The sequence below is a fragment of the Nitrincola iocasae genome (genome assembly GCF_008727795.1).
GTDB classification, from domain to species: Bacteria; Pseudomonadota; Gammaproteobacteria; order Pseudomonadales; family Balneatricaceae; genus Nitrincola; species Nitrincola iocasae.
The window spans coordinates 878,028-893,304 of record NZ_CP044222.1 but is presented as its reverse complement, the minus strand read 5'-3'; the positions used below and the strand labels follow the sequence as shown (position 1 = coordinate 893,304).

Below are 15,277 nucleotides of genomic sequence, written 5' to 3'. Positions count from 1 at the left end.
ATGGACAGACAAGCTATCGGCAAGGAAGCCGAACGTAATGCAGAAACCTGGTTAACAGCCCAGGGATTGCATCTGATACAGCGCAATCTGCGCTGTCGCCTAGGTGAAATTGACCTGATCATGGCTGATGGTCAGCACTTGGTTTTTATTGAAGTCAGGCACAGAAAGCACAGTCTTTACGGCGGTGCCGCCGTTTCAGTTGACTGGCGCAAACAGCGTAAACTACTTCAGGCTGCACGTTTCTTTCTGGCCGGAAATCCTGGCTGGGCCAAGCATCCCTGTCGCTTTGACGTCATTGCATTTGAGGGCAATAACGAACCTTTGTGGTATCGTAACGCCTTTCAGAACTGAAGCCATCAAGCTGGAACCGTACCATGGAACTTGAAGACCGCATTATCCGCCAGTTTCATCAATCGATGGAAGTCAACGCTCAGACGATCGAGCAATTTACACCGGTCATCGCAGCAGCCAGTGAACTGATTCTCCAGTGCCTGATCACTGAGCACAAAATACTCAGTGCTGGCAATGGTGCATCTGGTGCACTGGCACAGCATTTCGGCACCCTGTTAATTAACCGCTTTCGTCAGGAACGCCCCGGGTTGCCAGTGGTCACATTGAATGCCGACAGTGCCGCTATCAGCGCCATCGCCGAAGACAGTGGCTTTGCTGATATTTATTCAAAACAGATCCGGGCAATAGGCATGCCGGGGGACATATTATTGGCAATATCAGCCAATGGTCGCTCAGCCAGTCTGGTACAGGCCATTCAGGCAGCCCATGATCGTGAGATGAGCGTCATAGCCCTTACGGGGGGAGATGGTGGTAATATGACTGCACTACTCAGGCCAGATGAAACTGAAATCTGCGTTCCCAGCACTGATGAAGCCTTAGTACATCATGCTCAACTGCTGGTGCTACACAGTTTAACTGACTTGATTGACTTTCAACTTTTTGGAGCCTGATCGATGAAAAAGCTAATTTTCACCCTATTCATATCTGTATTCATTCTTAGCGGCTGCGCAAACCTAGTCAGTTCAGCACGCGAAACACCTATTGAAGAGAATGAGGGACGCCGCACAATAGGTAGCTATATCGAAGACAACAGCATTGAATTTAAAGCCAAGGTAAATATCAATAAAGGCTCGCAAGCCCTGTCTCAGTCCAATATCAACGTCACCAGCTTTAACGGCCAAGTGCTTCTGACCGGTCAGGTACCGGATGAAAGCACTAAAGCAGAAGCCACGGACGTGGTAAAACAACTCCGTGAAGTGCGCAAAATACACAATGAATTAGAAATTTCCGGACCGACATCCATGATGATTCGTGCCAATGACACCTACTTAACCGGACGCGTCAAGGCTCAACTGCTGGCTGACAAGAGTACCAATGGCATGCGCATCAAAGTCATCTCTGAAAATGGTACTGTGTTTTTGATGGGATTGGTCACAAACCAGGAAGGCGATCTCGCTGTGGAGGTCGTTCGTAATATAGTCGGCGTCAACCGTATAGTGAAAGTATTCGAATACATCTGAAAACCTATACAGCAGCCAAGACTTAGTCTATGGCTGCTGTAGGTTAAACAGGACTTACTTAACCACCTTAAGTGTTGTTCTAGACTTGCTGCCCGCGCCTTTTTTACTGCTCACAGAGACTGGGCCACTTGGTGTGGGTGGTGAATCTTCTGGTGGCTGCTGCTCAGCCAGCTGCATTAACTCCTCTGCACCCGGTTCCATGCCAAACCCCATCCCTTGGCCATTCTCCCTGGCATAAATGGCCAGGACAGCCGCCAGCGGGACAAAGATATTCATTGGCACACCACCAAAACGCGCATTGAAAGACACACCGTCCTGATCAATGGACAACTGCTGCACAGCAGAATAGCTGATATTCAGCACCAACTGATCATCCAGCGTGAATTGTTCAGGAACCATTACACCCTGCACTCTAGCATCCACAGCCAGATAGGGCGTGAGATCATTATCCGTAATCCACTGGTGCAACGCACTCAGCAAGTAGGAACGGCTCGGCGTCATGGTCATGAAAAATCAACACCTCTGGTAATTTGGTTTTATCAGTCCCGCATCTCTTTTTCAGCTTCAGACAAACTTGCCTGAAAAGATTCACGCTCAAAGATACGCTTCATGTACGACATTAAGGGGCCACACTGCGCCTGGGGCAACTCAATACCCATCACCGGCAAGCGCCACAACAACGGAGCTATACAGCAATCCACCAAGGTGAATTCATCACTCATAAAGTAAGGCTTTTCGGTGAAGATTGGCGAAATCGAAACTAAACTGTCGCGCAACTCTTTACGGCAATACTCTATCTGCTCAGGGTCAGCTGTACCGGTCAGAATCGTATCGGCATAGCCACACCAATCTCGCTGAATTCGATAGATATAAAGCCGACTATCTGCACGGGCAACCGGGTATACTGGCAACAGTGGTGGATGAGGGAAACGCTCATCGAGGTACTCCATCATCACACCCGGTTCATACAACACAAGATCTCTGTCCAGCAAAGTAGGCAAAGTGTTGTACGGATTCAGCCCTGCTACATCCTCAGGCATATCATCAATTTTGCAGTCCACAATATCGACTGCTACACCCTTCTCAGCCAGTACAATACGTACACGATGGCTGTAATGGTCATCACCATCTGAAAAGAAAGTCATGGAAGAACGTTTTGCTACCACTCCCATTGAGGTACCTCTTTGTTACAGGGATCAAAAAACAAAAAGCTACGCGACCAAAACGGCCGCGTAGCTGACGTAACTTGAATAAACTCAAGCTTAATGTATATCTCTCCAGTACTCACGCTTCAGCAGGTAAGCAACGAAGGTGAAAATAACCAGGAAGATCAGCACATAAGTACCGATACGGTGTGCCTGGAGTTTAGATGGCTCACCCACATAGGTCATGAAGTTAGTCAGGTCATATATAGCCTGATCAAACTCTGCAGTAGTCATACTGCCTGTTCCTGGCTGAACCTGCAAACACTGACCACTGCGATTACCTGTCAGCGGATCCAATGTACCGGTAAAACCACCATGCGCCAAAAGCTCTTCATGGGTGCAATGGTTTACAACTACACCCCGAAGATCTTCCAACACATTGGGCATACCTACATCCGGAAAAACGGGGTTATTGACACCAAATGGCGCTGCGTCATCGCGATAGAAGGTACGCAGATAGTTATATATCCACTCACCACCACGAAGCCGTGCTGTTAGTGACAAATCAGGCGGCGCTATACCAAACCAAGTTGCAGCGTCAACCTTATCCATGGAGATAGTCATCTGATCATTAACACCATGATCACCCAGAATCAGATACTCTTCCATTAGATCGTCTGGAATACCAATATCAGCACCAGTCCGGGTAAAGCGCTGAAATTCCATTGAATGACAACCCATGCAACGGTTAACAAACAGCCCCATACCACGCTGCAGGGATTCCTGATCTTTAAGATCAGCCTTGAATGCGTCCATAGGGTAGGTTGCCCCACCAGCCGCTAAAGCCACAGCTGGCAAACACACCATCAATAATGCAAATAGATATTTTTTCATCAGCCTGTCACCCTTTGCGGAACCGGTTTAGTGCTTTCCATTCTGGTGTAGAAAGGCATCAGAAGGAAATAAGCGAAATACAGCACTGTACAGATCTGAGCTACGGTGGTCCGTGCATCAGTAGCCGGAAGCACACCCAACACACTCAAAATTATGAAACTGATAGCCAGAATTGCCAGGAATATTTTGCTTATCCAGCCTTTGTAACGTATGGATTTTACCGGGCTACGATCCAGCCAAGGCAGGACAAAGAGTATGGCTATTGCCGCACCCATAACAATAACACCCCAGAGTTTCGCATCCAGGCCAAACAAACTGAAGGTCACGGCACGCAACATCGCGTAGAAAGCAGTGAAGTACCAGACCGGCGCGATATGGTTCGGTGTTTTCAGCGCGTTTGCAGCCTCAAAGTTTGGCTTTTCAATGAGGTAGCCACCGCCTTCAGGGAACCAGAACACCACCACAGAGAATACGAACAGGAATACACCCACACCCACCAGATCTTTGACAGAATAATAGGGGTGGAAAGGAATACCGTCTTTAGGGATGCCGTTTTCGTCAAGGTGATCCTTGATTTCAATACCATCCGGGTTGTTTGAACCCACTTCGTGCAGCGCAATGATATGCAGAACAACCAGTGCCAATAGTACAATCGGCAGAGCGACCACGTGCAGAGCAAAGAAACGATTCAGGGTAATGCCTGAGATCAGGTAGTCACCACGAATCCACTGCTGCAGATCAGGACCTATGGCTGGAATCGCGCCAAACAGCGAGATAATAACCTGAGCACCCCAATAAGACATCTGCCCCCAAGGCAACAGATAGCCCATAAACGCTTCAGCCATCAACGCCAGATAGATCGTCATACCGAAGATCCACACCAACTCACGCGGCTTTCTGTATGATCCATACATCATGCCACGGAACATGTGCAGATATACAACCACAAAAAAGGCGGATGCACCGGTTGAATGCATATAACGCAGCAACCAGCCGTATTCCACATCACGCATGATATATTCTATTGATGCAAACGCACCCTCCGCAGAAGGGTTGAAGCTCATCGTCAACCAGATTCCGGTTACTATCTGGTTAACCAGCACCAACAGTGCCAATGAACCAAAAAAGTACCAGAAGTTAAAATTCTTCGGAGCATAATATTTGGAAAGATGATCTTCCCACATAGCCGTTGCAGGGAAACGATCATCGATCCATCCCATCAAGCCCGGATTACCTTTATTACGATGACCAGCCATTATACATCCTCCGGATCTATACCAATTATCAGGGTGTTGTCATCCAGATACGCATGAGGCGGGATAACCAGATTGGTCGGAGCTGGCTGTGAGCGGAACACACGACCGGAAAGATCGAAACGCGAACCGTGACACGGGCAGAAGTAACCACCCAGCCAGTTCTCACCCAGATCAGCAGGCGCAACATCCGGACGGTAAGTAGGGGAACAGCCGAGGTGAGTACAAATACCGATCAGCACAGAGTATTCCGGACGCAATGCACGCTCAGGTGTCTTGGGAATATAATCCGGCTGTTCCGAACGATTTGACTCAGGATCAGCAAGACGGTCATTCAACGACGCCAAGCGACCCATCGCTTCGTCAGTGCGGCGAACAATCCAAACCGGACGTCCACGCCACTCGACAATCATCTGCTGACCTGGTTCCAGCTTGCTCACGTCAGCGCGCACAGGTGCACCTGCCGCTCTGGCTTTAGCACTCGGATTCCAGGACGCTACAAACGGCACGGCCACCCCAACAGCACCCACTGCGCCCAATGCAGATGTGGCACCCAAGAGAAGCCGACGCCGACCTTTATTCACGCCGTCATTGCTCATTAATTTTATCTCCACTCATTCAGCCTTGCCGAGCAAAAATTGCTCAATTCAGCCGCCAGTCATTAAACCCAAGAATCGAATTCTTCAAATGGCGCAAATATTAAAGAAAATACCCAATTTATACAAGGTAAAAACCTACCGACCTTATGCCTATTATTTATTACAATGTCCTGAAACACAAAAAACCCGGACTGCTCTGGACAGGCCGGGTTTTCTAAACAACCGGAGTTGCCGAAACTTAACGCTTGGAGAACTGTGGACGTTTACGTGCTTTACGCAGACCCACTTTCTTACGCTCAACCATGCGTGAATCACGGGTAACAAAACCAGCTTCACGCAGCACTGGGCGCAGCGTTTCATCATATTCCATCAGTGCACGGGTGATACCATGACGGATCGCACCAGCCTGACCGAATCCACCGCCACCAGCAACAGTGACGTACAGATCAAACTTATCTTTGTTACCAGTCAATTCCAGCGGCTGCATCACAATCATGCGCGCGGTTTCACGACCAAAGTAGTTTTCCATGGTGCGCTGGTTAATAGTGACTTTACCTGTACCTGGGCGCAAAAATACACGCGCAGTAGAGGTTTTACGACGGCCTGTGCCGTAATACTGAGTAGTAGACATATTCGCCTTCCCCTTAGATATTCAGTTCTTTAGGTTGCTGAGCCTGATGCGGATGTTCTTTACCGGCATAGACTTTCAGCTTGGAGTACATAGAGCGACCCAGCGGACCTTTAGGCAACATACCCTTTACAGCCAACTCAATAGTACGCTCTGGGAAGGTCTGGATCATCTTATTGAAGTTAGCTTCTTTAAGACCACCCGGGAATCCAGTATGACGGTAGTACATTTTGTCATTACGCTTGTTGCCGGTTACATGAACCTTATCAGCATTAACAACAACGATGTAATCACCGGTATCAACGTGCGGTGTAAATTCCGGCTTATGCTTGCCACGCAGACGGCGCGCAATTTCAGTTGCCAGACGACCCAGGGTTTTACCCTCTGCATCAACAACATACCAGTCGCGTTTAACTTCGGCTGGCTTAGTGCTAACAGTAGTTTTCATTGGTAGTTTCACCTTAACTCGTTAAGCCTCGACCCGCCACAGCGGTTCCGACTTACCTTATAGTTATTCGTTGCCAGCCGCAGCTGACAACCTTCGCATACCCGCTATTTACGGGAGGCGAAATTATACTGGGGTTTTCTCAAAAAAACGAGCTTATTTGATAATTTTTTAACCAAACGGGAGCCGATTTGAATTATCATCCAAATCGACCAGCCTGCATCGGTTCAGCGCCTTTAACTGGATAGATTTACCAGCACCCGACCGCGCACCCGACCATCCATCAAATCCTTAGCCGTTTCAATAACCTGATCTAGCTTAATCTCTTGCCCAATAGCTTCAAAATCAGCCGGTTTCAACAACTGCGTCAAGCGAGACCAAGCTTCAACTCGATCATCCAATGGCCGCATGACACTATCAATACCTGCCAGCGTAATCCCGCGCAAAATAAAAGGCGCTACACTGGATGGGAAATCCATGCCCTGCGCCAGCCCACAGGCAGCCACCACGCCACCGTAACGTGTTTGCGCACAGGCATTGGCAAGCGTATGGCTGCCAGCTGAATCGACCACTGCTGCCCAACGCTCTTTCTGCAAAGGTTTACCCGGCTCACTCAGATCGGAACGTGGAATAATCTCTGCAGCGCCCAGGTCTGCCAGATAGGCAGACTCCTCTGGACGACCGGTTGATGCCACCACCCGGTAACCCAATCGACTCAAAAGCTTCACAGCAAAACTACCCACACCACCATTAGCACCGGTAACCAGCACATCACCCGCCGCTGGCTTAACGCCATTCTTTTCCAGCGCCATAACACACAGCATAGCGGTATAGCCTGCGGTGCCTGCTGTCATGACTTCACGAGCACTCAAACCCTCAGGCAGGGGAATCAGCCATTCACTTTTCAAGCGCGCTTTTTCAGCCAGGCCACCCCAATGCACTTCACCGACACCCCAGCCATTCAACACTACCTGATCGCCCGGTGAAAAGCGCTCAGAATCACTTTCCAGTACCCTACCAACCAAATCGATACCCGGCACCAGTGGAAACTTACGTACCACGGGCCCCTTACCGGTAATAGCCAAACCGTCCTTATAGTTAAGCGTGCTGTATTCCACTTTGACCAACACATCACCATCAGGTAGCTGCGACTCATCCACCTGGCTCAATGTGGCGTGGTATCCCTGATCGTCTTTATCGATGACCACTGCGTTAAACATACAACCTCCACTTACCCTGATATTCGGGTGATTTATTATTTTGTCACATCAGTATTTAACCCTTCACATCAAGCCCGGTGCGCTTTTGCCAAATACTCATGCGACTGCATTTCCAGCAAACGGCTTTTGGTCCGATCTATTTCAAAGGATAGACGCCCTTCAGTATAAATATCATGAATACTCACTTCGGCTGACAGGATCAATTTGACGCCACTGTCATAAAACTCATCCACCAGATTGATGAACCGCCGTGCAGCATCATCGTTCTGACGCCCCAGTTGTGGCACGTTGCTGACTATAACTTCATGGTATATCTTGCCGATTTCAATATAGTCATTCTGTGACCTTGGCCCCTCACATAACTCTTTAAAATCAAACCAGATCACATCTTCACACACCCGGCGACAACGGATATGACGACCATTAACCTCAACCAGCTGATCACTCCTGGCCTCATGAACATCCGGCGCCAGATTCTCAAAGCTCCGATTCAAACTGATATCGGCTTCCTCATCCAAGGGGTAGTGATACAACTCAGCCTGCTCAAGCACACGCAATCGATAGTCGATGCCACCATCTACATTGACTACTTCGGTGTATTTATTCAACAAGTCGATAGCGGGCAGAAAACGCGCACGTTGCAAGCCATCTTTATACAGCCCATCCGGCACAATATTGGAGGTTGCTACCAACGAAACACCATTAGCAAACAACTGCTCAAACAAACCACCCAGGATCATGGCATCGGTGATGTCTGATACAAAAAACTCATCAAAACAAATAATGCGTGATTCATCAGCAAACTTTTTGCCTATCTCTACCAGGGGATTTTTGGTGCCCTCGAGCTGTTTCAATTCCTGATGTACGCGCTGCATAAAGCGGTGAAAGTGGGTACGGGTCTTCTGCTCAAACGGCAAACTCTCATAAAAGGTATCCATTAGATAGGTCTTGCCACGCCCGACCCCACCCCAGAAATACAACCCTTTCAGGGGCTCTCTCTGCTCTTTGCGAATCATGCCTGAGAGACGTCGAATCATACTGGGTACCGGTGCATTTACCGATTCGATCAACTCGTCGTAAAGGCGCTGCAGATGTTTGACAGCCATTTCCTGCGTAGCGTCATAGGAAAAATCCTCGCGCAGCAGATCTTTTTGGTAACGCTCTAAGGGTGTCATAAACGCTTAAGCCTCAGTCTTATCGTGACAAGCGCAAAACTTTACTGTGCGACAGAGCAACATGCAATAATCCATTGGCTATAGAGCTGATAGCTTCAACCCCAAACAGCACGGACAATATCCATTGCGGCTTGAACAGGAGGTTCGGCAATACGATCCTTTCGGCACACGAATCCTAAAGACGCATCGATACTGACTTTATCCGCAATCACGATACCCTGCTCATGCGCCGCCCTTAACGCCAGCGTATCACGGGCAAGCGCTAATGCCACGCCAGAGCGCACCAAGTCCATCATCGATGACTCAACATCCACTTTTGCCACTATATTAGGCTCTATCGACAACTCAGCAAACACACGACTCAAAAGACGATGGTGAGCCGAATCAGAGGGAGTTGCGATCCAAGGCAAGCTCGCCAACCCTCGCCAATCCTTACCCTTGACTAAACTACGCCAACTGGGCGGTGCGATAACTCGATAATTAAAATCAGCCAACCTATGCACACAAAACCGACTTTGTAGCTCATGCAACCCAGGAAACCCCAGGGTAAACGCAACATCCAGTGTACCCAGCTCAATTTCACGCAGGATTGAACCTGAAATCCCCTGACGAAGCTCGTAGGACAAGCCCGGATGATGATTAGCCATAAGCCTCAGAAATGATCCAAGCCTGAGAAATTCAGGATCAACAATTGTACCAATTTTCAATTCACCATGAATCACGCCTCGAAGGCCTGAAGCTGCGGAGTTAAATGCAGTCAATGAGTCCAGGGCCTGCTCTGCCGATGAAAGCAAACGACGCCCTTCATCGGTTAACTGCATACCACGTGGCGTTCGTTTGAATAACACCAGTCCTAGTGACAGTTGCAATTTTTTTAACTGCAGGCTGAGTGCCGGCTGCGTAATACACAAGCGCTCAGCCGCTCGAGTTAGATTTCCTTCCTGTGCAATTGTCACAAACGCTTTGATTAACGCATAGTCCATATCGCTTACAGCCTGCAAAGTTTTGCATTGGGTGTGGTGCCGCTATTCAGAATTGATAATCCATCTAGCCGCTTTTTCCGCTATCATCAATGTGGGTGAGTTTGTATTACCACTGGTAATCACTGGCATAATACTGGCATCAACAACTCTCAAACCCTGCACCCCCTTCACCCTTAAATGTGAATCAACCACAGCCATAGGATCATCATCACGCCCCATCTTCACAGTACCGACTGGATGAAAAATAGTGGTCGCAATATCACCTGCAAGCTTGGCTAACTCATCATCTGTCTGGTATTGCATACCGGGACGCCACTCTTCCGGTTCATACTTCTGCAGGGCTGGTTGTGCAACAATTTCACGGATTTGCCGCAGACTTTGCGCGGCGATTTTTCGATCTTCATCCGTACTAAGGTAGTTCGGGGCAATAACAGGCGGCGCATCAAACTTATTTGAACGAATCCGAACATGACCGCGACTGGTTGGATTGAGATTACAAACGCTTGCAGTAAACGCTGGGAAGGGGTGCAAGTCTTCACCAAAAGCATCCAGACTCAATGGCTGCACATGATACTCAAGGTTGGCATGGGGCTGATCAGGATCAGACTTAGTGAAAGCACCTAACTGACTGGGGGACATGCTCATCGGACCTGAACGCTTAAGTATATACTCCAGCCCTATTGCGGCCTTACCCAGCAAGCTGTTAGCCATGGTATTAAGTGTTTTTACGCCCTTGACTTTGAATACCGCACGAATTTGCAAATGGTCTTGCAGGTTTTCCCCCACGCCAGGGGCATCAACGCACACGTCAATACCATGCTGACGCAATAGATCTGCCGGACCTATACCAGACAACTGCAGCAATTGCGCAGAACCGATCGCACCGGCAGACAGGATCACTTCTTTATTGGCTCGAACCGTAATTGCATCACCGCCCCGGCGAATGATCGCACCAACACAACGAGGTTGGTCGCCGTCGACCGGCGTCTCAAAAACCAGCCGCTCAACCTGGGACTCTGTCCAAATGCTAAGATTGGAACGCTGCTTTACGGGTCTTAAAAAAGCCTTTGAAGTATTCCAGCGCCAACCCTTAGATTGATTCACATCGAAGTACCCGACCCCTTGATTATCACCTTGATTAAAGTCGTCTGTTCTGGGTACGCCGAATTGAACAGCAGCCTCTGCAAAACTTTCCAGCACGTCCCAGCGCAAGCGCTGCTTTTCAACCCGCCACTCCCCCCCGTGGCCATGCAGTTGTGAAAAACGTTTACCGCTGGCCAAGATTGGGTCCTGCCCTTCATCCAATCGATAGTGATGTTCATGCTTGATAAAATCCGCAAGGCAGCTTTCCCAATTCCATGCATCATCACCGCTAAGCTCAGCCCAGTGGTCATAATCCCGCGCCTGACCACGCATGTAGATCATGCCATTAATTGAAGAGCATCCACCGAGGGTTTTACCGCGAGGATAACGCAAGGAACGTCCATTGAGCCCGGCATCTGGCTCTGTCTGAAACAACCAATCTGTTCTGGGATTTCCAATGCAGTAAAGATACCCCACTGGAATATGAATCCAATGGTAGTTGTCTTTCTTGCCAGCTTCGATCAGCAGCACACTTTTGGTCGGGTCCTGGCTCAGCCGGTTTGCCAACAGACAACCGGCTGAGCCAGCACCAATAACAATATAATCATAGGGATCACGAGGCATAGCGATCTCCTGGCTTAATTAGATACAGGCATAGTGAATTCGGCACCGCTAGCAATACTTTCCGGCCAGCGCTGCATGATGGATTTTTGCCTGGTGTAGAAACGAACACCTTCTTCACCATAGGCATGCATGTCACCAAACAAACTTTTCTTCCAGCCACCAAAACCATGCCATGCCATAGGTACAGGTATTGGCACATTCACACCAACCATACCCACTTGTACCAGACGACCAAACTCTCGCGCTACATTACCGTCACGCGTGAACAACGAAACGCCATTACCAAACTCATGACGATTAATTAAATCCAACCCGTCGGCAAAACTAGCAACACGCAGACAGACTAAAACCGGACCAAAAATCTCCTCTTTATAAATGCGCATCTCTGGCGTGACCTTGTCGAAAAGCGTACCCCCTAACCAATAACCCTTCTCATGTCCCGCCACGGTATAACCGCGACCATCGACCAGAAGTTCAGCACCCTCTTCAACACCCTGAGCGATATAGTCACTAATACGCTGATGCGCTTGAGCCGTAACAATTGGCCCCATTTCCGCATCCAGTTCCAGACCATTTTTGACTTTTAGCTGCCGGGTTCTTTCAATCAGTTTCGGAATAATCAGATCCCCAGAATCACCGACAAACAGTGCAACCGAAATAGCCATGCAACGCTCACCGGCAGAACCGAAAGCAGCCCCCATCAGTGCATCGATGGTTTTATCCAGGTCGGCATCAGGCATGATCAACATATGGTTTTTAGCACCACCCAGTGCCTGAACTCGTTTACCAAAGTGTGCTCCACGCTCATAAATATAGTTTGCAACAGGGGTGGAGCCAACAAACGATAATGCCTGGACATCCTCATGCTCAATCAACGCATCAACGGCCTCTTTATCGCCCTGAATAACATTAAACACACCCTCAGGGAAACCGGCTTGCTGCATCAGATCAGCATACATCAAAGCAGGCGTAGGATCAGTCGGAGACGGTTTGAGTACAAAGGTATTGCCTGCAGCAATAGCTACAGGAAACATCCACATAGGCACCATGACCGGGAAGTTAAAGGGAGTAATGCCGGCAACTACCCCCAAGGGCTGTCGCATTGTCCAGTTGTCAATTCCGGTTGAGACTTGCTCGGTGTAATCCCCTTTTAGCAACTGAGGGATACCACAGGCAAACTCAATAATATCGATGCCACGCTCCACTTCACCACAGGCATCGGTAAACACTTTTCCGTGTTCAGCGGTAATCGCTTTAGCCAATGCCTCTTTGTTCTCGTTGACCAACTGTAAAAAGCGGTTCATTAAACGAGCTCGACGCAAGGGAGGCATGGCAGCCCAAGCAGGAAAGGCACTTCGTGCCGCTGCAACGGCACTATCAACATCAGCTTTTGAAGCCAGTTTCACCTCACCGGTTTGCTCACCCGTAGCCGGGTTAAAGACCGGTTGTGTACGTGCGGATTCCCCCATCACGCGCTGACCCGCTATATAATGCTCTATAGTTATTATTGTCATGTTTCGAACTCCGCTCTTGTATATTCACTGTCATTGGACACTTGGGGATCACCCCCTCTTACTGCTGAAATGTCGCAAATAGCAGCAGTTAAATCCAATGAGAATATCAAAACAGCATTATTACGATTTATTATATTAGTAACAATTGAATAGTGTCATAACCCTAAAATGCGCACAATAAGGGGAATCAATAACGAACTCACCACCCCAGTCAAGCCCATGGCCAGCCCGGCAAACGCACCCGCTATGGAGCTGATTTGCATCGCATAAGCGGTACCGAAACCATGTGCAGCCAACCCCAGCGCAAAGCCTTTTGCGGTTTGCGACTCAACTCTTAACACGCGAAACACCAGCGGAGCCAGTAAACAACCGATAATACCGGTTAACAGCGCCAGCCCGGCAGACAAGGACGGATAGCCGCCAATCTGTTCCGAAATACCTATGGCGATTGGTGAGGTGACCGACTTGGGAGCCAGCGACAGTAGCAACCTGTCAGGGCCACCCAGTACCAGGCCAATACCCAACGCAGTGACAGCCGCCGTTACACTGCCAACCAAACAGGACAGCAATACCGGCAGGAGCAGCTTACGAATACGCGCCATATGATCATAGAGGGGAATAGCCAAGGCCACGGTAGCCGGGCCGAGTAAAAAATGAATAAACTGAGCGCCCTCAAAATAGGTGTCGTAATCTGTCCCAGTTAACAGTAACAATGAAATAATCAGCGCCATAGCCACAAAAACCGGGTGCAGCAAAGCGGTACCGCCTGCTTTACGATTCAGCCAAGTTGCCACTAAAAATGCAATCAAGGTCACCACAATCCAGAACAAGGGACGGGCGGCAAAGTATACCCAGAAATTATCTATCTCCATGTTCACCTCGACGACGCGACTTCTTATAGGTCTCCATGCTCTGCATCATCCATGCGGTCAGTATCAGCGTGATCAACGTACTCCCTAACAGCGATGACAACACCACCAACCAGTGTGCAGCCAACAACTCTGCAAACACCATTAAGCCCACCCCTGCTGGAATAAACAGCAGGGATAAATGACGGATCAAACCCTCGGCTGGCAAGCGCAGCGTGTTCGGCACCTTGCCATAGACCAGTAGCCCCAGCCAAAGAATCAACATGCCGGCTACGGGACCGGGTATTGGTGCTCCCAGAAACACCATCAACCACTCTCCGAGCAACTGACATAACAGCAGAATCAACATACCCTGAATCATAGAAAAACCTGTTTATTAATTACTTTGTTCAAATTACCAGCCATTCAATCGCATGGAAGCACGCAGCAGACGCTGCTCTTCCACTTCAATATCCTGAAGTTCATCACGAATACCCTGAATATGCTCGACGGCCGCCCGGCGAGCTTGCTCGGGCAGACGATCCACCACCGCATGAAATAATCGGGCATGCTGTCGGTCGATCTGTCGCTTTTGCACCGGACGGTGGTAAAGGTTGTTCAGCGAGGCAAACACTGAACTGATGAGTAAATCAGTCAGGGATTGCAGGGTATGCACCAATACAGGGTTGTGTGACGCTTCGCACACGGCCAAATGAAATGCATGATCAACACGAGCGTGCTCACGCAACTCCACCGGCTCATCCGACTGAGTCAACGCCACCATCTCTTCATAGCGACGGCGAATCATGATGAAGTCGGCGTCTGTACCACGCATGGCGGCAAGACGCGCCGACTCCCCTTCCAGCAGCGCTCGCACCTCCAGCAGATCATAGAGGGTACGTGGGTGCTCACTGAACAAATGCATCAGGGGCGTAGAAGGCTCTGGCATCATTTTGGCAACATAGGAACCACGTCCATGCTCAGTCAGGATAATGCCGCGGGCACGCAACAACTTCAGCCCTTCTCGAAGCGCCGAGCGGGAAAAACCCAATTTTTCTGACAGTTGCCGCTCTGAGGGCAATCGCTGCCCTGGTTTAAGCACCCCATCCAGAATCAATGTTTCAATCCGATCGGCCACTACATCGGCAATTTGCCGCATCTCTTCTACCATTAACTCTCTACCCGCTAGACTTCACTGCAAACCACCCCGGACAAACTGGTAGGACCAGTCTGAAAACTCAACACAGGACCACGTCCACATCAGCAATAATACCTTGCAGTGTCATATTTCTGGATAGATTTTACCAATTACTATAAAAATAACTGGTATGACC

General features: G+C 49.2%; 18 protein-coding genes. 3 read left to right on the top strand and 15 right to left on the bottom strand.

Translation table 11 applies throughout. The features are described from left to right. The 3 genes from F5I99_RS04240 to F5I99_RS04230 are packed head-to-tail and all read left to right on the top strand — an operon-like array spanning position 1 to position 1,532. A complete protein-coding gene (locus F5I99_RS04240; RefSeq protein WP_151053805.1) occupies positions 1-351 on the top strand; it encodes a YraN family protein in 351 nt (116 codons plus the stop codon). Between the two features lie 23 nt (positions 352-374). Next, on the top strand, positions 375-962 hold the full coding sequence (locus F5I99_RS04235) for an SIS domain-containing protein (RefSeq protein WP_151053804.1): 588 nt from the start codon (positions 375-377) through the stop codon (positions 960-962). Between the two features lie 3 nt (positions 963-965). Next, a complete protein-coding gene (locus tag F5I99_RS04230; protein ID WP_151053803.1) occupies positions 966-1,532 on the top strand; it encodes a BON domain-containing protein in 567 nt (188 codons plus the stop codon). A gap of 54 nt (positions 1,533-1,586) precedes the next feature. Here the strand turns inward: F5I99_RS04230 and F5I99_RS04225 are convergent, their stop codons facing one another. The 15 genes from F5I99_RS04225 to glcC all read right to left on the bottom strand — a co-directional run bounded on the left by F5I99_RS04225 (position 1,587) and on the right by glcC (position 15,114). Beyond that, a complete protein-coding gene (locus F5I99_RS04225) occupies positions 1,587-2,039 on the bottom strand; it encodes a ClpXP protease specificity-enhancing factor (RefSeq protein WP_325063010.1) in 453 nt (150 codons plus the stop codon). A gap of 32 nt (positions 2,040-2,071) precedes the next feature. Then, positions 2,072-2,704: a glutathione S-transferase N-terminal domain-containing protein gene (locus F5I99_RS04220; RefSeq protein WP_151053802.1), complete on the bottom strand. Its 633-nt coding sequence runs from the start codon at positions 2,702-2,704 to the stop codon at positions 2,072-2,074. 90 nt (positions 2,705-2,794) lie between these two features. Then, on the bottom strand, positions 2,795-3,571 hold the full coding sequence (locus F5I99_RS04215) for a cytochrome c1 (RefSeq protein WP_151053801.1): 777 nt from the start codon (positions 3,569-3,571) through the stop codon (positions 2,795-2,797). After that, complete coding sequence (locus F5I99_RS04210; RefSeq protein WP_151053800.1) at positions 3,571-4,827, bottom strand: cytochrome b; 1,257 nt, start codon at positions 4,825-4,827, stop codon at positions 3,571-3,573. Before F5I99_RS04210 ends, F5I99_RS04215 begins: the two co-directional genes overlap by 1 nt. After that, positions 4,827-5,423, bottom strand: coding sequence for a ubiquinol-cytochrome c reductase iron-sulfur subunit (gene petA, locus F5I99_RS04205; protein WP_151053799.1), 597 nt, complete (start codon positions 5,421-5,423; stop codon positions 4,827-4,829). Before petA ends, F5I99_RS04210 begins: the two co-directional genes overlap by 1 nt. Positions 5,424-5,661: 238 nt before the next feature. Next, on the bottom strand, positions 5,662-6,054 hold the full coding sequence (gene rpsI, locus F5I99_RS04200; RefSeq protein ID WP_151053798.1) for a 30S ribosomal protein S9: 393 nt from the start codon (positions 6,052-6,054) through the stop codon (positions 5,662-5,664). A gap of 13 nt (positions 6,055-6,067) precedes the next feature. Beyond that, entirely contained in the window at positions 6,068-6,499 is a 432-nt protein-coding gene (gene rplM / locus F5I99_RS04195; RefSeq protein WP_151053797.1) for a 50S ribosomal protein L13, read from the bottom strand. A gap of 233 nt (positions 6,500-6,732) precedes the next feature. Beyond that, on the bottom strand, positions 6,733-7,716 hold the full coding sequence (acuI, locus tag F5I99_RS04190; RefSeq protein ID WP_151053796.1) for an acrylyl-CoA reductase (NADPH): 984 nt from the start codon (positions 7,714-7,716) through the stop codon (positions 6,733-6,735). Positions 7,717-7,784: 68 nt separating this feature from the next. Further along, positions 7,785-8,891 (bottom strand): cell division protein ZapE, encoded by a 1,107-nt coding sequence (gene zapE, locus F5I99_RS04185; protein ID WP_151053795.1) that lies wholly within the window; start codon positions 8,889-8,891, stop codon positions 7,785-7,787. A 95-nt stretch (positions 8,892-8,986) separates the two neighbouring features. After that, the gene (locus F5I99_RS04180) at positions 8,987-9,874 is read right to left on the bottom strand and encodes a LysR family transcriptional regulator (protein ID WP_151053794.1); all 888 of its coding nucleotides are present in this window, start codon (positions 9,872-9,874) and stop codon (positions 8,987-8,989) included. Positions 9,875-9,916: 42 nt separating this feature from the next. Further along, entirely contained in the window at positions 9,917-11,581 is a 1,665-nt protein-coding gene (locus F5I99_RS04175; protein ID WP_151053793.1) for a GMC family oxidoreductase, read from the bottom strand. Positions 11,582-11,595: 14 nt separating this feature from the next. After that, positions 11,596-13,095, bottom strand: coding sequence for a CoA-acylating methylmalonate-semialdehyde dehydrogenase (locus tag F5I99_RS04170; RefSeq protein WP_151053792.1), 1,500 nt, complete (start codon positions 13,093-13,095; stop codon positions 11,596-11,598). A gap of 155 nt (positions 13,096-13,250) precedes the next feature. Continuing rightward, positions 13,251-13,967: an LrgB family protein gene (locus F5I99_RS04165; protein WP_325063009.1), complete on the bottom strand. Its 717-nt coding sequence runs from the start codon at positions 13,965-13,967 to the stop codon at positions 13,251-13,253. Continuing rightward, positions 13,954-14,325, bottom strand: a complete 372-nt coding sequence (locus tag F5I99_RS04160) for a CidA/LrgA family protein (RefSeq protein ID WP_151053790.1) — start codon at positions 14,323-14,325, stop codon at positions 13,954-13,956. The genes F5I99_RS04165 and F5I99_RS04160 overlap by 14 nt, the downstream gene beginning before the upstream one ends. Positions 14,326-14,358: 33 nt before the next feature. Continuing rightward, the gene (glcC, locus tag F5I99_RS04155) at positions 14,359-15,114 is read right to left on the bottom strand and encodes a transcriptional regulator GlcC (protein WP_151053789.1); all 756 of its coding nucleotides are present in this window, start codon (positions 15,112-15,114) and stop codon (positions 14,359-14,361) included. Positions 15,115-15,277 lie beyond the last annotated feature (163 nt).